This is a genomic window from Pseudomonas guariconensis, assembly GCF_015680235.1.
Lineage (GTDB): Bacteria > Pseudomonadota > Gammaproteobacteria > Pseudomonadales > Pseudomonadaceae > Aquipseudomonas > Aquipseudomonas guariconensis_A.
In genome coordinates this window covers 71,616-90,166 of the sequence record NZ_JADLJL010000007.1, presented here as the reverse complement: position 1 = coordinate 90,166, position 18,551 = coordinate 71,616, and the positions used below count along the sequence as shown (strand labels likewise).

The following is an 18,551-nucleotide window of genomic DNA, read 5'->3' as shown; positions in this document are numbered from 1 at the left end:
CCACCTCTTCCTCGGGAAATCGCAGCTGTGCCGCGTCGCATCATCAGAGCGCTGAGTGCGCTCAGTGCCTGTGCCCTTACCCTCACCTTGAGCGGCTGTATCGGAACCTGGGGCATCGCCCCGCAAAGCAAGACGCTGCAAGCCAATACCCTGACCACCGACGATGCGATCCGCGAAGCGGCCAGCGACGCCCATTGGCCGGACCAGCAGTGGTGGCGCGCCTATGGCGACCCGCAGCTGGACCGCTGGGTCGCGTTGGCCCTGGCCGGCAGCCCGAGCCTGGCCATGGCCGCGGCGCGGGTGCGCGAGGCCAAGGCCATGGCCGGCGTGGTGGAATCGGCAGAAAAGCTCCAGGCCAATGGCCAGGCGACGCTCAAGCGCCACAACTGGCCCGAGGATCAGTTCTACGGGCCTGGCGCGCTCTCCGGCGCCAACACCTGGGACAACAATGCCGCCATCGGCTTGAGCTACGCCCTCGACCTTTGGGGTCGCGAGCGCAACGCCAGCGAAAAGGCCGTGGACCAGGCGCACATGAGCGTCGCCGAGGCCCGCCAGGCTCAGCTCGAGCTGGTGAACAACGTGGTGCGCGCCTATATCCAGCTGAGCCTGCATTTCGCCCAGCGCGATATCGTCAAGGCTGAACTGGCGCAGCAGGAGCAGATCCTGGCGCTGGCCAAGCGTCGCCTGGACAGCGGCCTGGGCACCCATTTCGAGGTCAGCCAGGCCGAGGCGCCACTGCCCGAGACCCATCGCCAACTCGACAGCCTCAACGAAGAAATCGCCCTGGCCCGTAACCAGCTGGCCGCCTTGGCCGGCAAGGGGCCAGGGGAGGGCGCGCAGCTTCAGCGCCCGACCTTGACCCTGGGCGCACCGCTGAAACTGCCCTCGAACCTGCCCGCCGAACTGGTCGGCCAGCGCCCGGACGTGGTCGCCAGCCGTTGGCAAGTGGCCGCGCAGGCGCGAGGCATCGATGTCGCCCATGCGGGTTTCTTCCCCAACGTCGACCTGGTCGGCAGCCTGGGCTTCATGGCCACCGGTGGCGGCCCGCTGGAGTTTCTCACCGGGCGCAAGTTCAACTACAACGTAGGCCCGGCGATCAGCTTGCCGATCTTCGATGGTGGCCGCTTGCGCTCGCAATTGGGCGTGGCCTCGGCGGGTTATGACGTCGCCGTGGCCCGTTACAACCAGACCGTGGTCGGCGCGCTGAAGAACATCTCCGACCAGCTGATCCGCCGCGAGTCGATGAAGGAGCAGGCGCATTTCGCCGCCGAGTCGGTGGCCGCTGCGCAGAAGACCTACGACATCGCCATGGTCGCCTTCCAACGCGGCCTGACCGACTACCTCAACGTGCTCAACGCCCAGACCTTGCTGTTCCGCCAGCAGCAGATCGAGCAGCAGGTCCAGGCCGCGCAACTGGCCGCCCACGCCGAGCTGGTCACTGCCCTGGGCGGGGGCCTTGCGGCTGGCGAGGACGTGCCCGACGAACAGCGCCAGGCCGCCCCGAAAACGCCGGCCACCCTGGCTATCTTCGACACGCCGGGCCACACCGAATGAGTACCTCGAGCCTACCCCTGCGTTGGCTGCAAAGCCTGGAGTGGCGCCGGGGCTTCTTCGCCTGGGCGCGCACCGACGGCGTGACCTGGGTCTATATCTTCAAGATCCTGGTCGCCGCCTTCGTCACCTTGTGGTTGGCCATGCGCCTGGAGCTGCCCCAGCCGCGCACGGCGATGATCACCGTGTTCATCGTCATGCAGCCGCAAAGCGGGCATGTGTTCGCCAAGAGCTTCTACCGCGTGCTCGGTACCCTGGCCGGCTCGGCGATGATGGTCGCGCTGATCGCGATCTTCCCGCAGAACACCGAGCTGTTCCTGCCCAGCCTGGCCCTGTGGGTCGGGCTGTGTTCGGCCGGGGCCATGCGCTACCGCACCTTCCGCGCCTATGGCTTCGTGCTGGCCGGCTACACCGCGGCGATGATCGGCCTGCCGGTGCTCGAACACCCGGACCAGGCGTTCATGGCGGCGGTGTGGCGGGTGCTGGAGATCTCCCTGGGGATCCTGGTGTCGACCGCAGTCAGCGCCGCGATCCTGCCCCAGTCGGCCAGCGCCGCCATGCGCAATGCGCTGTATCAGCGCTTTGGCGTGTTCGCCGGCGTGGTGGTCGAGGCCCTGCACGGCGACAGCCAGCGCGACCGCTTCGAAACCAGCAACGTCCGCTTTATCGCCGAAGCCGTGGGCCTTGAAAGCCTGCGTAACGTCACCGCATTCGAAGACCCGCACATGCGCAGGCGCTCAGGCCGCCTGGTGCGCATGAACAGCGAGTTCATGGCCATCACCACACGCTTCAACGCCCTGCACCGCCTGCTCGAACGCCTGCGCGCCCGTGGCCCGCTGCAGATCGTCGGCGCCATCGAGCCGGGCCTGGCGACGCTCGTCGAGCTGCTCGAGCCCTATGTCGGCCGGGCACTGACCGATGCCGACGCACTGCGCCTGACCCTGGAGCTGGCCGCCTACAAGGAAGGCCTGCAAGCCCAGGTGCGCACGCTTCGCGCCAACTACGTCCAGACCGACCCCAGCGAGTCCGACCTGCTCGACTTCCACACCGCCTTCGAGCTGCTGTACCGCTTCGTCGACGAGATGTACAGCTACGCCCAGACCCACGCCTCGCTGTCTGCGCACAACCACGAGCGCGAACACTGGGACGAACCCTACGTGGCCCAGACCAACTGGCTGGTGTCCCTGGCCGCCGGCGTGCGCGCCTCGGCGGTGCTGTTGCTACTGGGCAGCTACTGGCTACTCAGCGACTGGCCCAGCGGCGCCATGATGACCCTGATCGCCACGGTGACCGTAGGCCTGTCGGCCGCCTCGCCGAACCCCAAGCGCATGTCGTTCCAAATGGCCTGCGGGACGATGATCGGCGCCTTCGTCGGCTTCTTCGAAACCTTCTTCGTGTTCCCCTGGATCGACGGCTTCCCGCTGCTGTGCACCGTGCTGGCGCCAGTGTTCGTGCTGGGTGCATTCCTGTCCTCGCGCCCGGCCTACGCAGGCTATGGCATCGGCCTGTTGGTGTTCTTCGCCATCGGCTCGGTGCCGAACAACCTGACGATCTACGACCCGTACACCTTCATCAACGACTACATCGGCATGGTCATCGGTATGCTGGTCTGCGCCGCTGCCGGGGCGATCATCCTGCCGCCCAACAGCCGCTGGCTGTGGAGCCGCCTGGAGCAGGACTTGCGCGAGCAAGTGCTGTTCGCCATCACCGGGCGCCTGCGCGGGCTCGGCTCGGCCTTCGAAAGCCGCACCCGTGATCTGCTGCACCAGGCCTATGGCCTGGCCGCAGGCAAGCCCCAGGTACAGAGCGAGCTGATGCGCTGGATGTTCACCGTGCTGGAGATCGGCCACGCGATCATCGAACTGCGCAAGGAGCAGGTGCACGCGCCGGTGCACCCGGCCTATGCCGAGTCGCAGCCTTGGCGCCAGGCCATCCGTGTCATGGGCCGGGCCCTGGCGCGGCTGTTCCTGCAGCCCAACGCCAGCAACCACGAACGCGCCCTGGTGGCCGTGGACCATGCCATCAGCCGTGTGCAGGCCACCGACGAGCCCTTCGCCCGGCACTTCGACACCTCGGTGTTGCGCCGGGTGCAGAGCTACCTGCATTTCATCCGTACCTCCCTGCTCGACCCACAGTCGCCGTTGGCCCCGGCGAAAGGACTGCACCGTGCTCCGTGAAATCATGCCCCGCGAGATCGCCTTCCATGGCGTGTACATGCCCACCATGACCTTGATGTTCCTGTTCGCCGCGGGCCTGGCCTGGGGCCTGGACCGCTTCATCGCGAGCATGGATGGCTACCGCTTCTTCTGGCACTCGGCGCTGCTGCGTCTGTGCCTGTTCATCTGCCTTTTCGGCGCCATGGCGCTGACCTTGTACCGGTGAGAAACCTTCGATGAAAAAGTTCTTCAGCCTGATCGCCACCTTGCTGGTGCTGGCGGGCGCCGTGGTGATCGGCCGCCAGTTGTGGCTGCACTACATGACCACACCCTGGACCCGGGACGGCCGGGTGCGTGCCGACATCATCAACGTCGCTGCCGATGTGCCGGGCTATGTGGTGGATGTGCCGGTGCGTGACAACCAGCGGGTGAAGAAGGGCGACCTGCTGATACAAATCGACCCCGAGCATTACCAACTGGCGGTGAACCAGGCCAAGGCCCTGGTCGCCTCGCGCAAGGCCACCTGGGAGATGCGCAAGGTCAACGCCAAGCGCCGCGCCGACCTGGACAACCTGGTGATTTCCAAGGAAAACCGCGACGACGCCAGCAACATCGCAAGTGCTGCCTTGGCCGACTACCAACAGGCCCAGGCCCAGCTGGCCGCCGCCGAGCTGAACCTTGCGCGCACGCGGATCATCGCCACGGTCGACGGCTACGTCACCAACCTGAACATCCACAAGGGCGATTACGCCCGCACCGGCGAGGCGGTGATGGCGGTGGTCGACGAGCACTCGTTCTGGGTGTACGGCTTCTTCGAGGAAACCAAGCTGCCCCATGTGAACGTGGGCGACCAGGCCGAACTGCAGATGATGAGCGGCGAGCGCATCAAGGGCCATGTGGAGAGCATCGCCCGTGGCATCTACGACCGTGACAACCCGCAGAGCCGCGAGCTGATCGCCGATGTGAACCCGACCTTCAACTGGGTACGCCTGGCCCAGCGGGTGCCGGTGCGGATTCACATCGACGAAGTGCCCGAAGGTTTCCTGCTGGCCGCGGGGACGACCTGCACCGTAGTGGTCAAGCCAAGCACCTCCCTGTAGGAGCGGCCTTGCGCCGCGAAAGGGGCGCAGCGCGCCCCCAGCTACCTAGGCGACGCCCACCAAAACCGGCATCTGCACCCGGTCGATCACCTTGGCGCTGATCGAAGGGTCCAGCAAGCGCCCCAGCCGCGACAGGTGCCGGTGGCCCATGATGATCAGCTCGCATTTCAGCGCCTGGGCTTTTTCGACGATGGCAGCGACCGGCTCCGCGGCGACCACGCTGCCATGGCAATCGAAACCTGTCTCGCGCAAGGTGCGCACGGCACTGGCCACGGCCTGCTCGGCCAGGCGCTGTTCCTCGCAGGCGGCCGGGTATTCCTCCTGTTCCTGCGCGGTGTAGGCCGCCGGGCGCTCGTGCACGGCGAAGGTCGTGTCGATGGCCAGCAGCACATGCAGCTCATGCTCGCCCGGGCGGCAGTAGCGGTGGGCGAGGTCGAGCAGGGCGTGGGTGGCGGGGAAGGCGTCGATGGCGATCAGGACCGGGCGGGGCATGGGGGTTCCTTCAGGCTGCAAATGCTAGGTTGGCAGTTCCGGCCCAATCGCTGGCAAGCCAGCTCCCACCGGTCATGCGCTGCATCGGCAAGCGCCTGTGGGAGCCGGCTTGCCGGCGATAGGGGCTACGCCATTGTTCAAGCTTTGCGCCTGCGAATAAATGGCCTGCCATGCACGGCGTCGTTGCGCCAGACGCAATCCACCAACCTGTTAACATCGCGTTTCCCACAGCTGTCACGGAAAACGGCCATGCAACTGCCAGACATGAACCTGCTTGTCGCGCTCGATGCCCTGCTCGACGAGGGTAGCGTGGTCGGTGCGGCCCAGCGCATGAACCTGAGCCCGGCGGCGATGAGCCGCACCTTGGGGCGGATTCGCGATGCCCTGGGCGACCCGATCCTGGTCCGCGCCGGTCGCGGCCTGGTGCCGACACCCCGGGCGCTGGCCCTGCGTGAGCAAGTCTCGGCCCTGGTGGAACAGGCCGGGCAGGTGTTTCGCAGTGGCGACGACGTGGACCTGCCGAACTTGGACCGGGCCTTCAATATCCGCACCAACGACCTGTTCATCGCGCTCCATGGCGCCCAGTTGCTGCGCATGATGCACGAGCAGGCGCCGCGCACCGTGCTCAGGTTCGTCCCGGAGAGCCCAGGTGGGGATGACGACAGCGTGCTGCGTGATGGGCGCACAGATCTGATCATCAGCTCGACCATCGACCTGGGGCCGGAGATCAAGGTGCAGAGCCTGTTCCATACCGTCTACATCGGCCTGGCCCGGCGCGACCATCCGATCTTCGACGCCCAGATCACCCCGGAACGCTTCGCCGCCTACCCGCAGATCAGCGTATCGCGACGTGGCCGGGCCAATGGGCCGATCGATGTGGAGTTGGCCAACTACAAAGTGCAGCGACGGGTGGCATTGATCACCCCGAGTTTCCATTCGGCGATGTTCTCGCTGCCCGATTCGGACCTGATCCTGCCGATGCCGGCCAACATCCTCAACAGTGTGAACAAGCTGGGGCTGCCGCTGCGCTCGTTCCAGATCCCCTTGGCGCTCGAGCAGGTGACCGTCATGCAGGCGTGGCACCCGCGCTTTCAGAACGATCCAGCGCATCGCTGGTTGCGCCAGACGTTGAAGGCCTGTTGCAGCGTCGATCCTTGATTTCTGGGTTGTCTGTGCTGGCCCAATCGCTGGCAAGCCAGCTCCCACAGGCTGGCGGTGACCCTGTGGGAGCCGGCTTGCCGGCGATGGCGTCGGTACTGACACTCTGGATTGCGTCCAGCGCAACATAAAACTGCCAATAAGTCAGTTTTCGTCAGCATTCGACCTTTTTAGACTTCTCTTGCGCCCTAAATTGTTGCTGGAGATGTCTGTCCATGAGTTCCCTGTCCGCGTCTTCCGCCGTGCTCGCCGCCCCTGCACCGGCCGCACCGGCGCAAACGGCGTTCGGCGTGCGGGTGGTGGTCGGCCTGTTCGGCGTGTTGCTGGCGGTGCTTTGCGCCGGTCTCAACGAGGCGGTGACGAAGATTTCCCTGGCCGACATCCGCGGTGCCATGGGCATCGGTGCCGATGAAGGCGCCTGGCTGCTGGCGGTGTACTCGGCGGCCTCGGTCTCGGCCATGGCCTTCGCGCCCTGGATGGCCGGCACCTTCTCCCTGCGCCGCTTCACAATGTGCGCCATCGGCGTGTTCGCCGTGCTTGGTCTGGTACAGCCCTTCGCCCCGAACCTGCACAGCCTGATGCTGCTGCGTATCCTCCAGGGCCTGGCCTCCGGCGCCCTGCCGCCGATGCTGATGACCGTGGCACTGCGTTTTCTGCCACCGGGCATCAAGGTCTACGGCCTGGCCTGCTATGCCCTGACCGCCACCTTCGGCCCTAACTTGGGCACACCCTTGGCGGGCCTGTGGACTGAGTACGTCGGTTGGCAATGGGCGTTCTGGCAGATCATCCTGCCGTCGGGCCTGGCCATGTTCTGCGTTGGCTGGGGCCTGCCCCAGGACCCCCTGCGCCTGGAGCGCTTCAAGCAGTTCGACTGGCGCGGCGTGGTGCTTGGCCTGCCGGCCATCAGTTGCATCGTCCTGGGCCTGTCGCTGGGTGACCGCTGGGGCTGGTTCGACTCGCCGCTGATCTGCTGGTTGCTGGGCGGTGGCCTGCTGTTGCTGGTGCTGTTCATGTACAACGAATGGTCCGAACCGCTGCCGTTCTTCCAGCTGCGCCTGTTGTCGCGCCGCAACCTGAGCTTTGCCTTGGTGACGCTGGCTGGCGTGCTGATCGTGCTGTCGGGCGTGGGCAGCATTCCCTCTGCGTACCTGGCGCAGATCCAAGGTTATCGCCCGGCGCAGACCAGCCCGCTGATGATGCTGGTGGCCATGCCGCAATTGATCGCCCTGCCGTTGACGGCTGCGCTGTGCAATATCCGTGCGGTGGACTGCCGCTGGGTGCTGGCCGTGGGCCTGGGCATGCTGGCGCTGAGCTGCCTGGGCAGCAGCCTTCTGACCTCGCAGTGGATCCGGGGCGACTTCTATCCGTTCTACCTTCTGCAGGTGTTCGGCCAGCCAATGGCTGTGCTGCCGCTGCTGATGCTGTCCACCAACGGCATGACCCCGCAGGAAGGCCCATTCGCCTCGAGCTGGTTCAACACCGTCAAGGGCCTGGCCTCGGTGATCGCTGCCGGCCTGCTGGACGCCCTCGGCACCCTGCGCAGGCATTTTCATTCCAACCACCTGGTGGACAGCCTGGGCAACGCCCCGTTGGTCGACGACAACGCCGCAGGCCTGGCCAAGCGTATCCATGAACAAGCCCTGGTGCTGACCTCGGCCGACCTCTACCTGATCCTGGCCGGTGTCGCCGTGGCCCTGATCTGCCTGATTCCTTTCGTGCCTACCCGGGTCTACCCACCGCGTGCGGTGGCCTGAGCCCTGGATGAAATTCGAGACTGCTGAAATGACGAACAACCGCAAGACTCTCGTGATCGGCTCGGCACTGGCCGTGGCCGTGCTCGCCGCCCTGGTGATGCCCTGGATGCTGGGCAGCGGCCACGAACAGAGCACCAATGACGCCTATGTGACCGCCGACTACACCGTGGTCGCACCCAAGGTCGCGGGCTTCATCAAGCAAGTGCTGGTCGAGGATAACCAGCAGGTCAGGGCCGGGCAGTTGCTGGCGACCATCGATGCCCGTGATTACCAGGCTGCCCTGGACGCCGCCCAGGCCCAGCTGCTGGTGGCCAAGGCGCAGAGCGCCGACGCCCGCGCCACCCTCGAGCGCCAGGGCTCGCTGATCGTCCAGGCCGAGGCCGCGGTGAAGGCGGCGCAGGCCGAGGTGGCCTTCGCCGAGCATGAGGTCAAGCGCTACAGTCGTCTGGCCGAACAGGGCGCCGGCACCGTGCAGAATGCTCAGCAGGCGCGCAGCCGGGTCGACCAGGCCCGTGCGCGCCTGGCCAATGCCCAGGCGGCCTTGGTGGCCACGCGCAAGCAGGTGGATATCCTCAGCGCCCAGGTGGCCAGCGCCGATGGCCAGCTCAAGCGTGCCGAGGCGGGGCTCGAGAAAGCCCAGCTGGACCTTTCCTACACCCAGATCACCGCCCCGGTGGATGGCATGGTCGGCGAGCGCGCCCTGCGCGTGGGCGCCTACGTCAACCCGGGCGCGCGGCTACTGTCGGTGGTGCCGCTGCAGCAGGCCTATGTGGTCGGCAACTTCCAGGAGACCCAGCTGACCCACGTGCAACCCGGCCAGCCGGTGAGCATCCGTGTCGATACCTTCTCGGGCGAAACATTGCACGGCCATGTCCAGAGCATTGCCCCGGCCACCGGCGTGACCTTCGCCGCGGTTAAGCCGGACAACGCCACCGGCAACTTCACCAAGGTGGTCCAGCGCATTCCGGTGAAGATCGTCTTCGATGACGGCCAGCCGCTGCTTGAGCGCCTGCGGGTGGGCATGTCGGTGGTGGCGACCATCGACACCCACGGCGACACGCTCGAGGCAAAGAGGTGAGCGCGCGATGAAACCTGCATCCCGCTTGAGCCCCTTGTTGCTGGCGGTGCTGTTGGCCGGCTGCACGTTGGGCCCGGACTTCCAGCGCCCCGACCACCAGGCACCGCAGGCCTGGTCGCCGGTGCAGGGCGAGGCCGCCGCCAGCCAACCCACTGCCGAGCCCCTGGAGCTGCGCTGGTGGGACAGCTTCCACGATGCCCAGCTGAGCGCGCTGATCCAGCGCGTGGCCGAGCGCAACCTCGATCTGCAGATGGCCAGCGCGCGCTTGCTGCAAAGCCGTGCCTTGCGCAGTACCGTGGCCGCCGACGAGGCGCCCTCGGTGGACATGAACGCTGGCTACAGCCGTGCGCGCAACAGCGCCGAAGGCCTGAGCGACCCGTCCGGCAAGGCGGGCAAGTCGGCCTTCAACCTGTGGCAGGGCGACTTGGTGGCCGGTTGGGAGCTGGACCTGTGGGGCCGGGTGCGCCGCCAGGTCGAGGCGGCCGATGCCACGGTGGAAGTGGCCGAGAACGATCGTCGCGGTGTGCTGCTGGCGCTGTTGGCCGAAACGGCCGGGGACTATATCCAGTTGCGTGCGGTGCAGCACACCTTGCAGATCACCCGCGACAACCTCAAGGTCGCCCGACATAGCCTCGAGCTTTCCCAGGATCGCCAGGCCGAAGGTGTCGCCACGCGCCTGGACGTGGCCCAGGCCAGTGCCCAGGTAGCGTCCATCGAGGCCCGCCTGCCGACCCTGGAAGCCCGGCGCGATGATCTGATCAACGCTCTGAGCCTGCTCGCCGCCGAACCGCCGCGCAGCCTGCAAAGCCAGTTGCTGGCCGCTGGCGAGCTACCGGCGCCACGGCAGTCGTTCGCCATTGGCCTGCCTTCGGAGCTGGCCGAGCGTCGCCCGGATATCCGCCAGGCCGAGGCGCGCCTGCATGCGGCCACCGCCAGCATCGGCGTGGCCAAGGCCGACTTCTACCCGAGCATCCGGCTGTCGGGCAGTGTCGGTTTCCAGGCCATGCAGCTGTCCGACTTCGGCGCCTGGGATGCGCGGCGTTTCGCCTTCGGACCGCAGCTGTCGTTGCCAATCTTCGAAGGTGGGCGCTTGAAAGGTACGCTGGAACTGCGCGAGGCCCAGCAGCAGGAGGCGGCGTTGAACTACCGCAAGGTGGTGCTGGGGGCATGGCACGAGATCGACGATGTGCTGCGCTTGTACAACGCCAGCCAGTTGCGTCGCGACCATCTGGCCGAGGCGGTGAAACAGAACCGCATCGCCCTGGAAACTGCACAGCGCCAGTACGTGGAAGGGGCGGTGGACTTCCTCAACGTGTTGAGCGTGCAGGGCGCGTTGTTGGCCAGCGAGGAGCAGTGGATCGACAGTTCGGCGGCGGTGGCCCAGGCGCTCGTAGGGCTGTACAAGGCGTTGGGCGGCGGCTGGCAGGCGTTCGACGAGCCGGTGTAAGGGGCCGCTGCGCGGCCCAATCGCGGGACAAGCCCGCTCCCACACCAGACACTGCTTCTCTGCATGAACTCCCACAAATCAGGCCCTACGGGGAACCTGTGGGGGCGGGCTTGCCCCGATGCAGGCGACGCTATTTCACAATGGTCGCAGCAACCCGAACCGCTTGCGCAACACCTTGTCCAGCAACCGCCGCGGCACCAACCGGGCTAGCAGCGGCAGCGCCGTGCTGCCATTGCCCAGGCGCACCAGCGCGGGCGTCGGCGTCTTGCGGGTAGCCGCCAGCAGCCCTTGGGCGAATACCGCAGCCGGTGTCGGCCTGTCCTGCGAAGCCCGCGCCCGGGCCTGGACATATTCGCGCAATGGCCACCACGGCGAATCCGCGGCCAGTACCTCATCCGCCTGACGCTGGGCGTTGCTGGCGAACTGCGAGGCGATCGCCCCAGGCTGCACTTCCATCACCCGGATGCCGAATGGTGCCAGCTCCAGGCGCAGGGCATCGCTCAGGGCGTTCACGGCGGCCTTGGACGCGCAGTAGGCACCGGCGAATGGGGTGACCAACACCCCGGAGACGCTGCCGATGTTCACCACCAGGCCGCGTGCGCGGCGCAGCAGCGGGAACAGCGCGCCGGTCACACCAACCACGGCGAAGACGTTGGTCTCGAACTGGTGGCGCAGGCCCTCGACACCGCCATCGAGCAAAGGCCCCATGGCGCCGTAGCCAGCGTTGTTGATGAGCATGTCCAGGCTGCCGTGGCGATCCTCCAGCTCATCGGCCAGGCGTGCCAGGGCGTCGGTGTCGTTCACGTCCAGCTGCCGGGCGTCGAAGCCGGCGGCGGCCAGTCGCTCGACGTCTTCGGGCTTGCGGGCCGTGGCCCAGACTTCGTGGCCGGCGTCACGGAAGGCTTCGGCCAGGGCGCGGCCTATGCCGCTGGAGCAACCGGTGATCAGCACAGTGGGCATGGGGAAGGCCTGTCATCAAGGAAAGTAGGCGTTGCCAATACCGGCCCGATCGCCGGCAAGCGGGCTCCCACCAAGAGTAGGGTGTTGGAGCCGGCTTGCCGGCGATTGGGCCGGTACTGGCGGTGGATCAATTGGCGAATGTACCTTGCAGGTGCTCGGCCCGAAACTCCAGCGTCTGCGGACGATACCCGGCGCGCAGCGGCGGCAGGGGCAGGCAATCGGTCCAGGTGGCGCCGGGCTGCAGTTCGCCGGGGCCGCGGTAGCGCGGGGCGTTGTAGGTGTTCTCGGCCAGGTTGACGGTATCGCCCGGGGTGTAGGCGGCGACGCGCCAGCGCAATTCGGTCAGGGGAACATCGTTGCCGTTTTTCATGCGCACCTGCAAGGCACGGTCGGCGGGGCACTGGTCGGGGGCGTAGGTCAGGCGCAGGTCCAGGCGAGCCAGTTGCGAGGCTTCGCGGGTGTCCTGCCAGACCACCCACAGCGCCACCAGCCCCAGGCCGAGCACGGCGGCCAGGGAAATCGGCAGGGCCTTGGCAGGGTAGCGCAGCAGCAATACCAGCCAGGTGAGGATGAGCAGGGCGCCGATGAGCATGGCGGGGTTAGACCTTGTTGCAGCGGGTCAGGTCATCCTAGCTGGAAAACGGGGAGGGCTCAAAAGCGGGAGGGCGTTGCCCTCCTTTCGCGGCACAAGGCCGCTCCTACAGAGCCCTGCACAACGGCAGACCTCTGTAGGAGCGGCCTTGTGCCGCGAAAGGGCCGCAAAGCGGCCCCAGGGTCCCACTTACTGCGCGATGGTCTTCACCGAAACCCCACGCTCCACTGGCGTGGAAGTACGCCCGTAGACATCCTCGAAGCGCTCGATGTCGTCCTCGCCCAGGTAGCTGCCGGACTGCACTTCGATGATCTCCAGCGGGATCTTGCCCGGGTTGCGCAGGCGGTGGATCGAGGCGATGGGGATGTAGGTCGACTGGTTCTCGGTGAGCAGGAACACGTTCTCGTCACAGGTCACCTCGGCCGTGCCCGATACCACGATCCAGTGCTCGGCACGGTGGTGGTGCATCTGCAGCGACAGGCTCGCGCCCGGCTTGACGGTGATGTGCTTGACCTGGAAGCGGCCACCCATGTCCACCGAGTCGTACGAGCCCCATGGGCGATACACCTCGAGGTGGTTCTGGGTTTCGCTGCGGCCCTGCTGGTCGAGGGTGTTGACCAGTTGCTTCACGCCTTGGACCTTGTCCTTGTGGGCGATCATCATGGCGTCCTTGGTCTCGACCACGACGATGTTCTCCAGGCCGATCACCGATACCAGCTTGCCGTTGCCATGGATCATGCAGTTGCGGCTGTCCTGCACCACCACGTCGCCCTTGGTGACGTTGCCGTCGGCGTCCTTGTCGTGCACTTCCCACAGCGACGACCAGCAACCTACGTCGCTCCAGCCGGCCGACAGCGGCACCACGCAGGCGCGCTGGGTCTTTTCCATCACCGCGTAGTCGATGGAGTTGTCCGGGCAGCAGGCGAAGGTGGCGGCATCGATGCTCAGGGTGTCGCCGTCTTCCTCGCTGCGCTCCAGGGCCAGCAGGCAGGTGTCGTAGATGTCCGGGTCGTGCTTCTTCAGCTCTTCGAGGAAGCGGCTGGCGCGGAACAGGAACATGCCGCTGTTCCAGAAGTAGCCTCCGGCACGGACGAACTCGTTGGCGCGTTTCTCGTCAGGCTTCTCGACGAATTGCGCCACACGCGCCACGCCTTCGGGCAGCAGGGCATCCTGGCTGGAGCGGATGTAGCCGTAGCCGGTCTCGGGCTTGGTCGCCGGCACGCCGAACAGCACCATCTCGCCGCGCTCGGCCGCCACGGTGGCCAGGGCCAGGGCGCGCTGCAGGGCCTTCTGGTCCTCGATCACATGGTCGGCTGGCAGTACCAGCATCAGCTCGTCACGGCCTTCGTTGACCAGCTTCATGGCGGTCATGGCCACCGCTGGAGCAGTGTTGCGGCCGAAGGGCTCCATCAAAAGGCCCTGGGTCTGCAAGTTCAGGCCGGCCAGCTGCTCCTGGACGATGAATTTGTGGTCTTTGTTGCACACCACGATGGGTGCATCCATGCCTTCGAACACCAGGCGCTGGAGGGTCTGCTGGAACAGGGTGTGTTCACCGGTCAGGGCCAGGAACTGCTTGGGGAACTGCTTGCGCGACAGAGGCCACAGACGCGAACCGCTACCACCAGAAAGAATTACCGGGATCATGATGTTTCTCCAAAAGGTCGATAGGGGCTTGGATCAGTTGCTGGCGACTGGGCGGGTGACCCAGACCGGCGACAGGCTGCTGCCGGAACCGGTGACATAGAGCACTGCCGCTTCGCCGCGCTCGAGGGCGACAGGCTTGAGGTCGCTGACCTTCTTGTCGCCTTCGTACAGGGCCAGGTTGACCTTGACCGGGTTGATCTCACGCTCGCCACGGCCGTTGGCGGCCACGGTCTTGACCACTTCGGTCTTGCCGTCGGCGGTCTTGAGGGTCAGCGACTGGTCGGTGAGGTTCTGCACCCGCACCAGGGCCTTCTGCTTGTTCTTGAACGGTGGCTCCTCGATCAGCTGCGGGGTGCCGCTGGCGTTGTTGACCAGGGTGTAGTACTTGTCCGCGGCCAGCTTGACCGGGACGCTCTTGCCGCCGACCTGGGCGGTGTAGTCACCGCCTGGCAGGAAGCTGAAGTCGCTGCTGGCCTGGGCGCCGACCTGCTTGATCTGGGTGTTGCCCACGGACGCTGCGGCCGGGGCGCTTGCGGCGTTGTACAGGCGCACGAAGGTCGAGCCCTTCGGCGCGCTTGGGCCATAGAGCGCCGCATCGGCGCCGGCGAGGGCCTGCAGGGAGAGCAGGGACAGGCCTGCCGCGAGGGTGAACGCTTTGGCGAAGGAAGGTTTGTTGGTCATGTGCATGTCCTCTTCAGTGAACCGTCCGATTGGACGACAGAGCCAGGTTTTCTTCGGATTTGCGGGTGTTCTTCAGCTGCGCGATCCACTGCGGATCGAATGCGCTGAGGTCGTTCTTCATTGGCAGATAACGTTCCGGGAATTCCCACACCACCACTTGCGGGGCGTTGTCCTTGAAGGCGTCGCTCTGCAGGTACTTGAGCATCGGCAGCAGCGGGCCGTGGCCGTCTTCGGCGTAGTTGGCCACGTCGCTGCGCAGTGCCTGCTGCAGGGCGCCGAGGAAGTTCCAGTGCGGGTTGGCGCTGTAGCTGGTGCCAACCAGCGCCACCGGGATCTGGGTTTCGGCGAACAGTGCATCGCCTGATTCACCCGCGGCCTCGGCCGGTCGGGTGGTGCGTTGCTGCAGGTTGTCCGGGCTCGGCAAAAGGTTGCTGAACAGCGGGTCGAGCGGCAGGAAGTTGGTCAGGTCGCCTTTGTACGGGCTGGTGCCGCCGGCCTCGGTAATGAACTGCTGCGGATCGCCGTTGAGCAGGTTCTGGCGCGATACCGCCTCGGCCAGGGCCTGGGCCGCGACTTCGGCGCCCATGGGCGTCCAGTGGGTGTCGGTGCGCAGGAATACCTGGCCGCGGGCCTTGGCCTGCTCCATCGGGGCCATCAGGTCCGGAGCGAACACGCCGGCCTGGCGGGCCTGGGCGTGGAACTGGTTGTACAGGTCGCTATGCAGGCTGGCTGGCAGGGCCTTGCCCAGGTACTCCGAATAGACCCGAGCCTTCGCCGGGACGATCGCCAGTACCAGCTGGGTGCCGTGGCGCTGCAGGGTGTCGCGCACGCCACGGATCAGCGCCAGGTTTTCCTGCATCAGTTGCTCGGCGCCAGCGGTAGGCTTGAACTCCTCGTCGGTGAACAGCCACTGGTCGCGGCCCAATACCACGCCCGGGCGGCCTTCGTTGAACAGCTTGAAGTCCAGCGCGGCCCACAGGTTGGTGCCGATGCGCTTGATCGGGAACTGCTCGTCGTAATGGGTCTCGGCGGCCTTGGCCAGCTTGCCGTTGAGCAGGGTCATCTGCTCGGTACGGTTGAAGCTCTCAAGGCCACCCACCGACCAGGCACCGAGCCCGGTCAGCAGGCCCAGGAACGACAGCGAATAGGTGATGCGTAGTGTCCGGTTCATGATTCAGGCCTCAGAACTGGAAGTAGAGGAACGGTGAGTAGCTCTGTGCCGAGAGCTTGAGCACCGAGGCAACGAACAGCAGCAGGACCAGGGCGCGGGTCATGACGCGGGTCCAGTCCAGGCCTATGGAGCCGTCGGCGTTGATCTGCACCGGGGTCGGCTTGGGCGTGGGCTTGGCGTTGCGGTAGAAGTCGCGCAGGCCGAACACCGCCAGGGTGACGTAGGCCACCACCAGGGTCGCGACCTGAAGACCGGTGAGTTGGGCGCGGTTGAGTTCCGACAGCTGCCAGTCGCCGAAGCTGAACATGGCGCCGTACATGCGGCCGGCCACGTGGAGGTTCTCGGCGCGGAAGATCACCCAGCCGATCACCACCAGCAGGAAAGTGAAGGCCCACTTGACCGGGTTGAAGCGCTGCGGGTTGGTGTCCAGGCCCAGGGCGCGTTCGATGGCGAGCCAGGTGCCGTGCCAGGCGCCCCAGATGATGTAGGTGAAATTGGCACCGTGCCACAGACCACCCAGCAGCATGGTCAGGAACAGGTTGCGGTAGGTGTTGAAGGTGCCTTTGCGGTTACCGCCCAGGGTGATGTACAGGTAGTCGCGCAGCCAGGTGGACAGGCTGATGTGCCAGCGCCGCCAGAACTCGGTGATCGACTGGCTGATGTACGGCTGCTTGAAGTTCTCCATGAAGCGGAAGCCCATCATCAGCCCCAGGCCGATGGCCATGTCGCTGTAGCCGGAGAAGTCGAAGTACAGCTGCGCGGTGTAGGCCAGCGCGCCGAGCCAGGCATCGCCCGTGGTGGGGTTCTGCAAGGCGAAGCAGTGGTCGGCGACCACCGCCAGGGTGTCGGCGATGAACACTTTCTTGATGAAGCCCTGCATGAAGCGGGTGCAGCCTTCGGAGAACTTGTCCAGGGTGTGGGTGCGGTTGTTGAACTGGTCGACCAGGTCCTTGAAGCGCAGCACGGGGCCGGCGATCAGGTGCGGGAAGATCGCCACGAAGGCCGCGAAGTCGATCAGGTTGCGCGTGGCCGGTGTATCGCCGCGGTACACGTCGATGATGTAGCTGATCGACTCGAAGATATAGAACGAGATACCGATCGGCAGCAGCACGTGGGTGAGGATGAACGGCTGCATGCCGAACGAGGTGATGATCGCGTTGAGGCTGTCGACGCCGAAGTTGGCGTACTTGAAATAGCCCAGGATCGCCAAGTCGACGCCCACGCCCAGCAGCAGCCAGCGTTGGGCTGGCTTGGTGCGCACGCCGGCGGCGCCGACTTTCAGGCCGATCCAGTAGTTCCACAGCGTGACCCCGGCGAACAGGGCAAGGAAATCCACCCGCCACCAGGCATAGAAGATATAGCTGGCGATCAGCAGCAGCAGGTTGCGATAGCGTTGCCCGCTCAAGTAGTACAGACCGAGGAATATCGGCAGGAACAGGAACAGGAACACGTTGGACGAAAAGACCATCCGGGTTCTCCTTGTCGTTCATCAACCGGGGCAAAACGCCCCCCAAACCCCCCAGTCCGAAGACGGGGAGCAACCAGGTACCGGTGGGAGCTGGCTTGCCGGCGATGCAAGGCGAAGCCTTGCTCAGCGGTAGTCCGGGGCCGTTGGGCGGCCCATCGCCGGCAAGCCGGCTCCCACAGGTTTTTGTGTTACTTCTTGCTTTGCGCGCTCGGGTCGTAGACCCGCGTCAAGTCGCCACCCAGGCGGAAATTGTTGAACGGCTGCATGCCGCGCTTGCGCTTGAGGGTGTCGCCGCTGCACTGGTACAAGCTGCACCACGGTTCGAGCCAGGCGTACTTGCTGTCGACCTTCAGGTCCTTCATGTCCTGCTTCTCGCCGTTGCGCTTCTTGAACGCGCTCGGGTCGCGGGCGCCGTAAAGCACTTTTTGGCCCAGGCGATGCAAGGCGTTGTTGTTCTCGCCACGCAGGTCCACACCGTTGGCCTGGGCGAAGCTCGCGACCATCGCCAGCGGCGGCAGGGCATAGTTGTGGTAGGCCAGGGCGCGCTGCTTGCGCTTGAGCTCGTTGGGCAGGAAGCCCTGCTCATCGACCTGGTTGGCGCCGACCTTGTATTCCTTCACCGCCCAGTCGAACAGGTCGCGCCGGTCGGTGGCCACGGCGGTGGCCATGACCGCCCAGGCCGCCCAGTAGCTGTGGTTGTTGATCTTCTCCAGCGGCAGGTCGCTCCAGTCGCGCACGGTCTGTTCGGCCAGGCGCGCCAGCCATTTCTCGATCAGCTCGGCCTCGGCCTGGTGCGCGGCCAGCGGCTGGGAATTGGAGAATTTCAGGCGCAGCCACGAACCGCTCATGCTGCCCAGCGCCCATTTGCGCATGGACTTGCCGGTGTGGTTGTAGTCGGTGGACTCCAGTGCCCCGGCCCGGGCCCAGGTACCGAGCCAGGTCAGGGTGCAATCCAGCTGCGCCGGGCGGCCGTCGCGCATGTACTGACCGACCATCTTGCTCACGCCGCGCTCGAGGGTGGTGATGTCCTCGGTGGACTTGCGAAAGGCCTTGTCGGAGGCGGCATTGAACGTCGCCCGCGCCTTGTCGGAGCCTTCGTACTTGCTGCGGAACTGCAAGGCGCCGGTGTAGGGCCTTGGCGCCGGTTCGCAGCGGAAGTTGCCGTCCTTGGTCTTGAGCTTTTCGATCCCGGCGTAGTACCCCTGTGGAGGCACCAGGCCGCCGGCCTGCGCGGCCGGGCCGAACAGGGCCAGGGCGAGCAGGGCGGGGGTGATGATCTTGCGCAATGGAGTCATGGTC

At 65.9% G+C, this 18,551-nt stretch carries 15 protein-coding genes and 1 pseudogene; 8 read left to right on the top strand and 8 right to left on the bottom strand.

Going from position 1 to position 18,551, the window contains the following annotated elements; genetic code table 11:
* Positions 1-27 precede the first annotated feature (27 nt).
* From IRZ56_RS07730 to IRZ56_RS07715, 4 genes are read left to right on the top strand one after another with little or no spacing between them, the layout of a single operon-like run.
* The gene (locus tag IRZ56_RS07730) at positions 28-1,554 is read left to right on the top strand and encodes an efflux transporter outer membrane subunit (RefSeq protein ID WP_196144406.1); all 1,527 of its coding nucleotides are present in this window, start codon (positions 28-30) and stop codon (positions 1,552-1,554) included.
* A complete protein-coding gene (locus IRZ56_RS07725) occupies positions 1,551-3,728 on the top strand; it encodes an FUSC family protein (protein ID WP_196144405.1) in 2,178 nt (725 codons plus the stop codon). The genes IRZ56_RS07730 and IRZ56_RS07725 overlap by 4 nt, the downstream gene beginning before the upstream one ends.
* Before the next feature lie 4 nt (positions 3,729-3,732).
* Positions 3,733-3,933, top strand: coding sequence for a DUF1656 domain-containing protein (locus IRZ56_RS07720; protein WP_196144478.1), 201 nt, complete (start codon positions 3,733-3,735; stop codon positions 3,931-3,933).
* A 10-nt stretch (positions 3,934-3,943) separates the two neighbouring features.
* Positions 3,944-4,807: an HlyD family secretion protein gene (locus IRZ56_RS07715; RefSeq protein WP_196144404.1), complete on the top strand. Its 864-nt coding sequence runs from the start codon at positions 3,944-3,946 to the stop codon at positions 4,805-4,807.
* Positions 4,808-4,852: 45 nt separating this feature from the next.
* Here the strand turns inward: IRZ56_RS07715 and IRZ56_RS07710 are convergent, their stop codons facing one another.
* Positions 4,853-5,299, bottom strand: a complete 447-nt coding sequence (locus IRZ56_RS07710) for a universal stress protein (RefSeq protein ID WP_196144403.1) — start codon at positions 5,297-5,299, stop codon at positions 4,853-4,855.
* Between the two features lie 249 nt (positions 5,300-5,548).
* Between IRZ56_RS07710 and IRZ56_RS07705 the strand changes: the two genes are divergently transcribed.
* The 4 genes and pseudogenes from IRZ56_RS07705 to IRZ56_RS07690 all read left to right on the top strand — a co-directional run bounded on the left by IRZ56_RS07705 (position 5,549) and on the right by IRZ56_RS07690 (position 10,736).
* Positions 5,549-6,457, top strand: a complete 909-nt coding sequence (locus IRZ56_RS07705; protein ID WP_196144402.1) for a LysR family transcriptional regulator — start codon at positions 5,549-5,551, stop codon at positions 6,455-6,457.
* 215 nt (positions 6,458-6,672) lie between these two features.
* Positions 6,673-8,211 (top strand): MFS transporter, encoded by a 1,539-nt coding sequence (locus tag IRZ56_RS07700; RefSeq protein WP_196144401.1) that lies wholly within the window; start codon positions 6,673-6,675, stop codon positions 8,209-8,211.
* A gap of 28 nt (positions 8,212-8,239) precedes the next feature.
* Positions 8,240-9,300 (top strand): annotated as a pseudogene (locus tag IRZ56_RS07695) (HlyD family secretion protein).
* Positions 9,297-10,736: an efflux transporter outer membrane subunit gene (locus IRZ56_RS07690; RefSeq protein WP_196144400.1), complete on the top strand. Its 1,440-nt coding sequence runs from the start codon at positions 9,297-9,299 to the stop codon at positions 10,734-10,736. Before IRZ56_RS07695 ends, IRZ56_RS07690 begins: the two are co-directional and overlap by 4 nt.
* Positions 10,737-10,871: 135 nt before the next feature.
* Here IRZ56_RS07690 and IRZ56_RS07685 read toward each other — a convergent pair whose 3' ends face one another.
* From IRZ56_RS07685 to IRZ56_RS07655, 7 genes are all read right to left on the bottom strand, one after another.
* Positions 10,872-11,696, bottom strand: a complete 825-nt coding sequence (locus IRZ56_RS07685; RefSeq protein WP_196144399.1) for an SDR family oxidoreductase — start codon at positions 11,694-11,696, stop codon at positions 10,872-10,874.
* 127 nt (positions 11,697-11,823) lie between these two features.
* A complete protein-coding gene (locus IRZ56_RS07680) occupies positions 11,824-12,288 on the bottom strand; it encodes a multidrug transporter (protein ID WP_196144398.1) in 465 nt (154 codons plus the stop codon).
* A 189-nt stretch (positions 12,289-12,477) separates the two neighbouring features.
* Positions 12,478-13,932 carry a mannose-1-phosphate guanylyltransferase/mannose-6-phosphate isomerase gene (locus IRZ56_RS07675; protein WP_196144397.1) on the bottom strand — a complete coding sequence of 485 codons (1,455 nt, stop codon included), beginning with the start codon at positions 13,930-13,932 and terminating at the stop codon, positions 12,478-12,480.
* Positions 13,933-13,965: 33 nt separating this feature from the next.
* Entirely contained in the window at positions 13,966-14,619 is a 654-nt protein-coding gene (locus IRZ56_RS07670) for an alginate O-acetyltransferase AlgF (protein WP_230381313.1), read from the bottom strand.
* Positions 14,620-14,626: 7 nt separating this feature from the next.
* Positions 14,627-15,784, bottom strand: coding sequence for an alginate O-acetyltransferase (locus IRZ56_RS07665; RefSeq protein ID WP_196144395.1), 1,158 nt, complete (start codon positions 15,782-15,784; stop codon positions 14,627-14,629).
* Positions 15,785-15,794: 10 nt separating this feature from the next.
* Positions 15,795-17,252, bottom strand: coding sequence for an MBOAT family O-acyltransferase (locus IRZ56_RS07660; RefSeq protein ID WP_196144394.1), 1,458 nt, complete (start codon positions 17,250-17,252; stop codon positions 15,795-15,797).
* 188 nt (positions 17,253-17,440) lie between these two features.
* Positions 17,441-18,547 (bottom strand): mannuronate-specific alginate lyase, encoded by a 1,107-nt coding sequence (locus IRZ56_RS07655; protein WP_196144393.1) that lies wholly within the window; start codon positions 18,545-18,547, stop codon positions 17,441-17,443.
* Positions 18,548-18,551: the final 4 nt, after the last annotated feature.

Bases quoted from the DNA above. Each gene is read 5' to 3' on its own strand.
- IRZ56_RS07725 (WP_196144405.1), top strand. From the start codon at position 1,551: ATGAGTACCTCGAGCCTACCCCTGCGTTGGCTGCAAAGCCTGGAGTGG.
- IRZ56_RS07720 (WP_196144478.1), top strand. From the start codon at position 3,733: ATGCCCCGCGAGATCGCCTTCCATGGCGTGTACATGCCCACCATGACC.
- IRZ56_RS07715 (WP_196144404.1), top strand. From the start codon at position 3,944: ATGAAAAAGTTCTTCAGCCTGATCGCCACCTTGCTGGTGCTGGCGGGC.
- IRZ56_RS07710 (WP_196144403.1), bottom strand. From the start codon at position 5,299: ATGCCCCGCCCGGTCCTGATCGCCATCGACGCCTTCCCCGCCACCCAC.
- IRZ56_RS07705 (WP_196144402.1), top strand. From the start codon at position 5,549: ATGCAACTGCCAGACATGAACCTGCTTGTCGCGCTCGATGCCCTGCTC.
- IRZ56_RS07700 (WP_196144401.1), top strand. From the start codon at position 6,673: ATGAGTTCCCTGTCCGCGTCTTCCGCCGTGCTCGCCGCCCCTGCACCG.
- IRZ56_RS07690 (WP_196144400.1), top strand. From the start codon at position 9,297: ATGAAACCTGCATCCCGCTTGAGCCCCTTGTTGCTGGCGGTGCTGTTG.
- IRZ56_RS07685 (WP_196144399.1), bottom strand. From the start codon at position 11,696: ATGCCCACTGTGCTGATCACCGGTTGCTCCAGCGGCATAGGCCGCGCC.
- IRZ56_RS07680 (WP_196144398.1), bottom strand. From the start codon at position 12,288: ATGCTCATCGGCGCCCTGCTCATCCTCACCTGGCTGGTATTGCTGCTG.
- IRZ56_RS07675 (WP_196144397.1), bottom strand. From the start codon at position 13,932: ATGATCCCGGTAATTCTTTCTGGTGGTAGCGGTTCGCGTCTGTGGCCT.
- IRZ56_RS07670 (WP_230381313.1), bottom strand. From the start codon at position 14,619: ATGCACATGACCAACAAACCTTCCTTCGCCAAAGCGTTCACCCTCGCG.
- IRZ56_RS07665 (WP_196144395.1), bottom strand. From the start codon at position 15,784: ATGAACCGGACACTACGCATCACCTATTCGCTGTCGTTCCTGGGCCTG.
- IRZ56_RS07660 (WP_196144394.1), bottom strand. From the start codon at position 17,252: ATGGTCTTTTCGTCCAACGTGTTCCTGTTCCTGTTCCTGCCGATATTC.
- IRZ56_RS07655 (WP_196144393.1), bottom strand. From the start codon at position 18,547: ATGACTCCATTGCGCAAGATCATCACCCCCGCCCTGCTCGCCCTGGCC.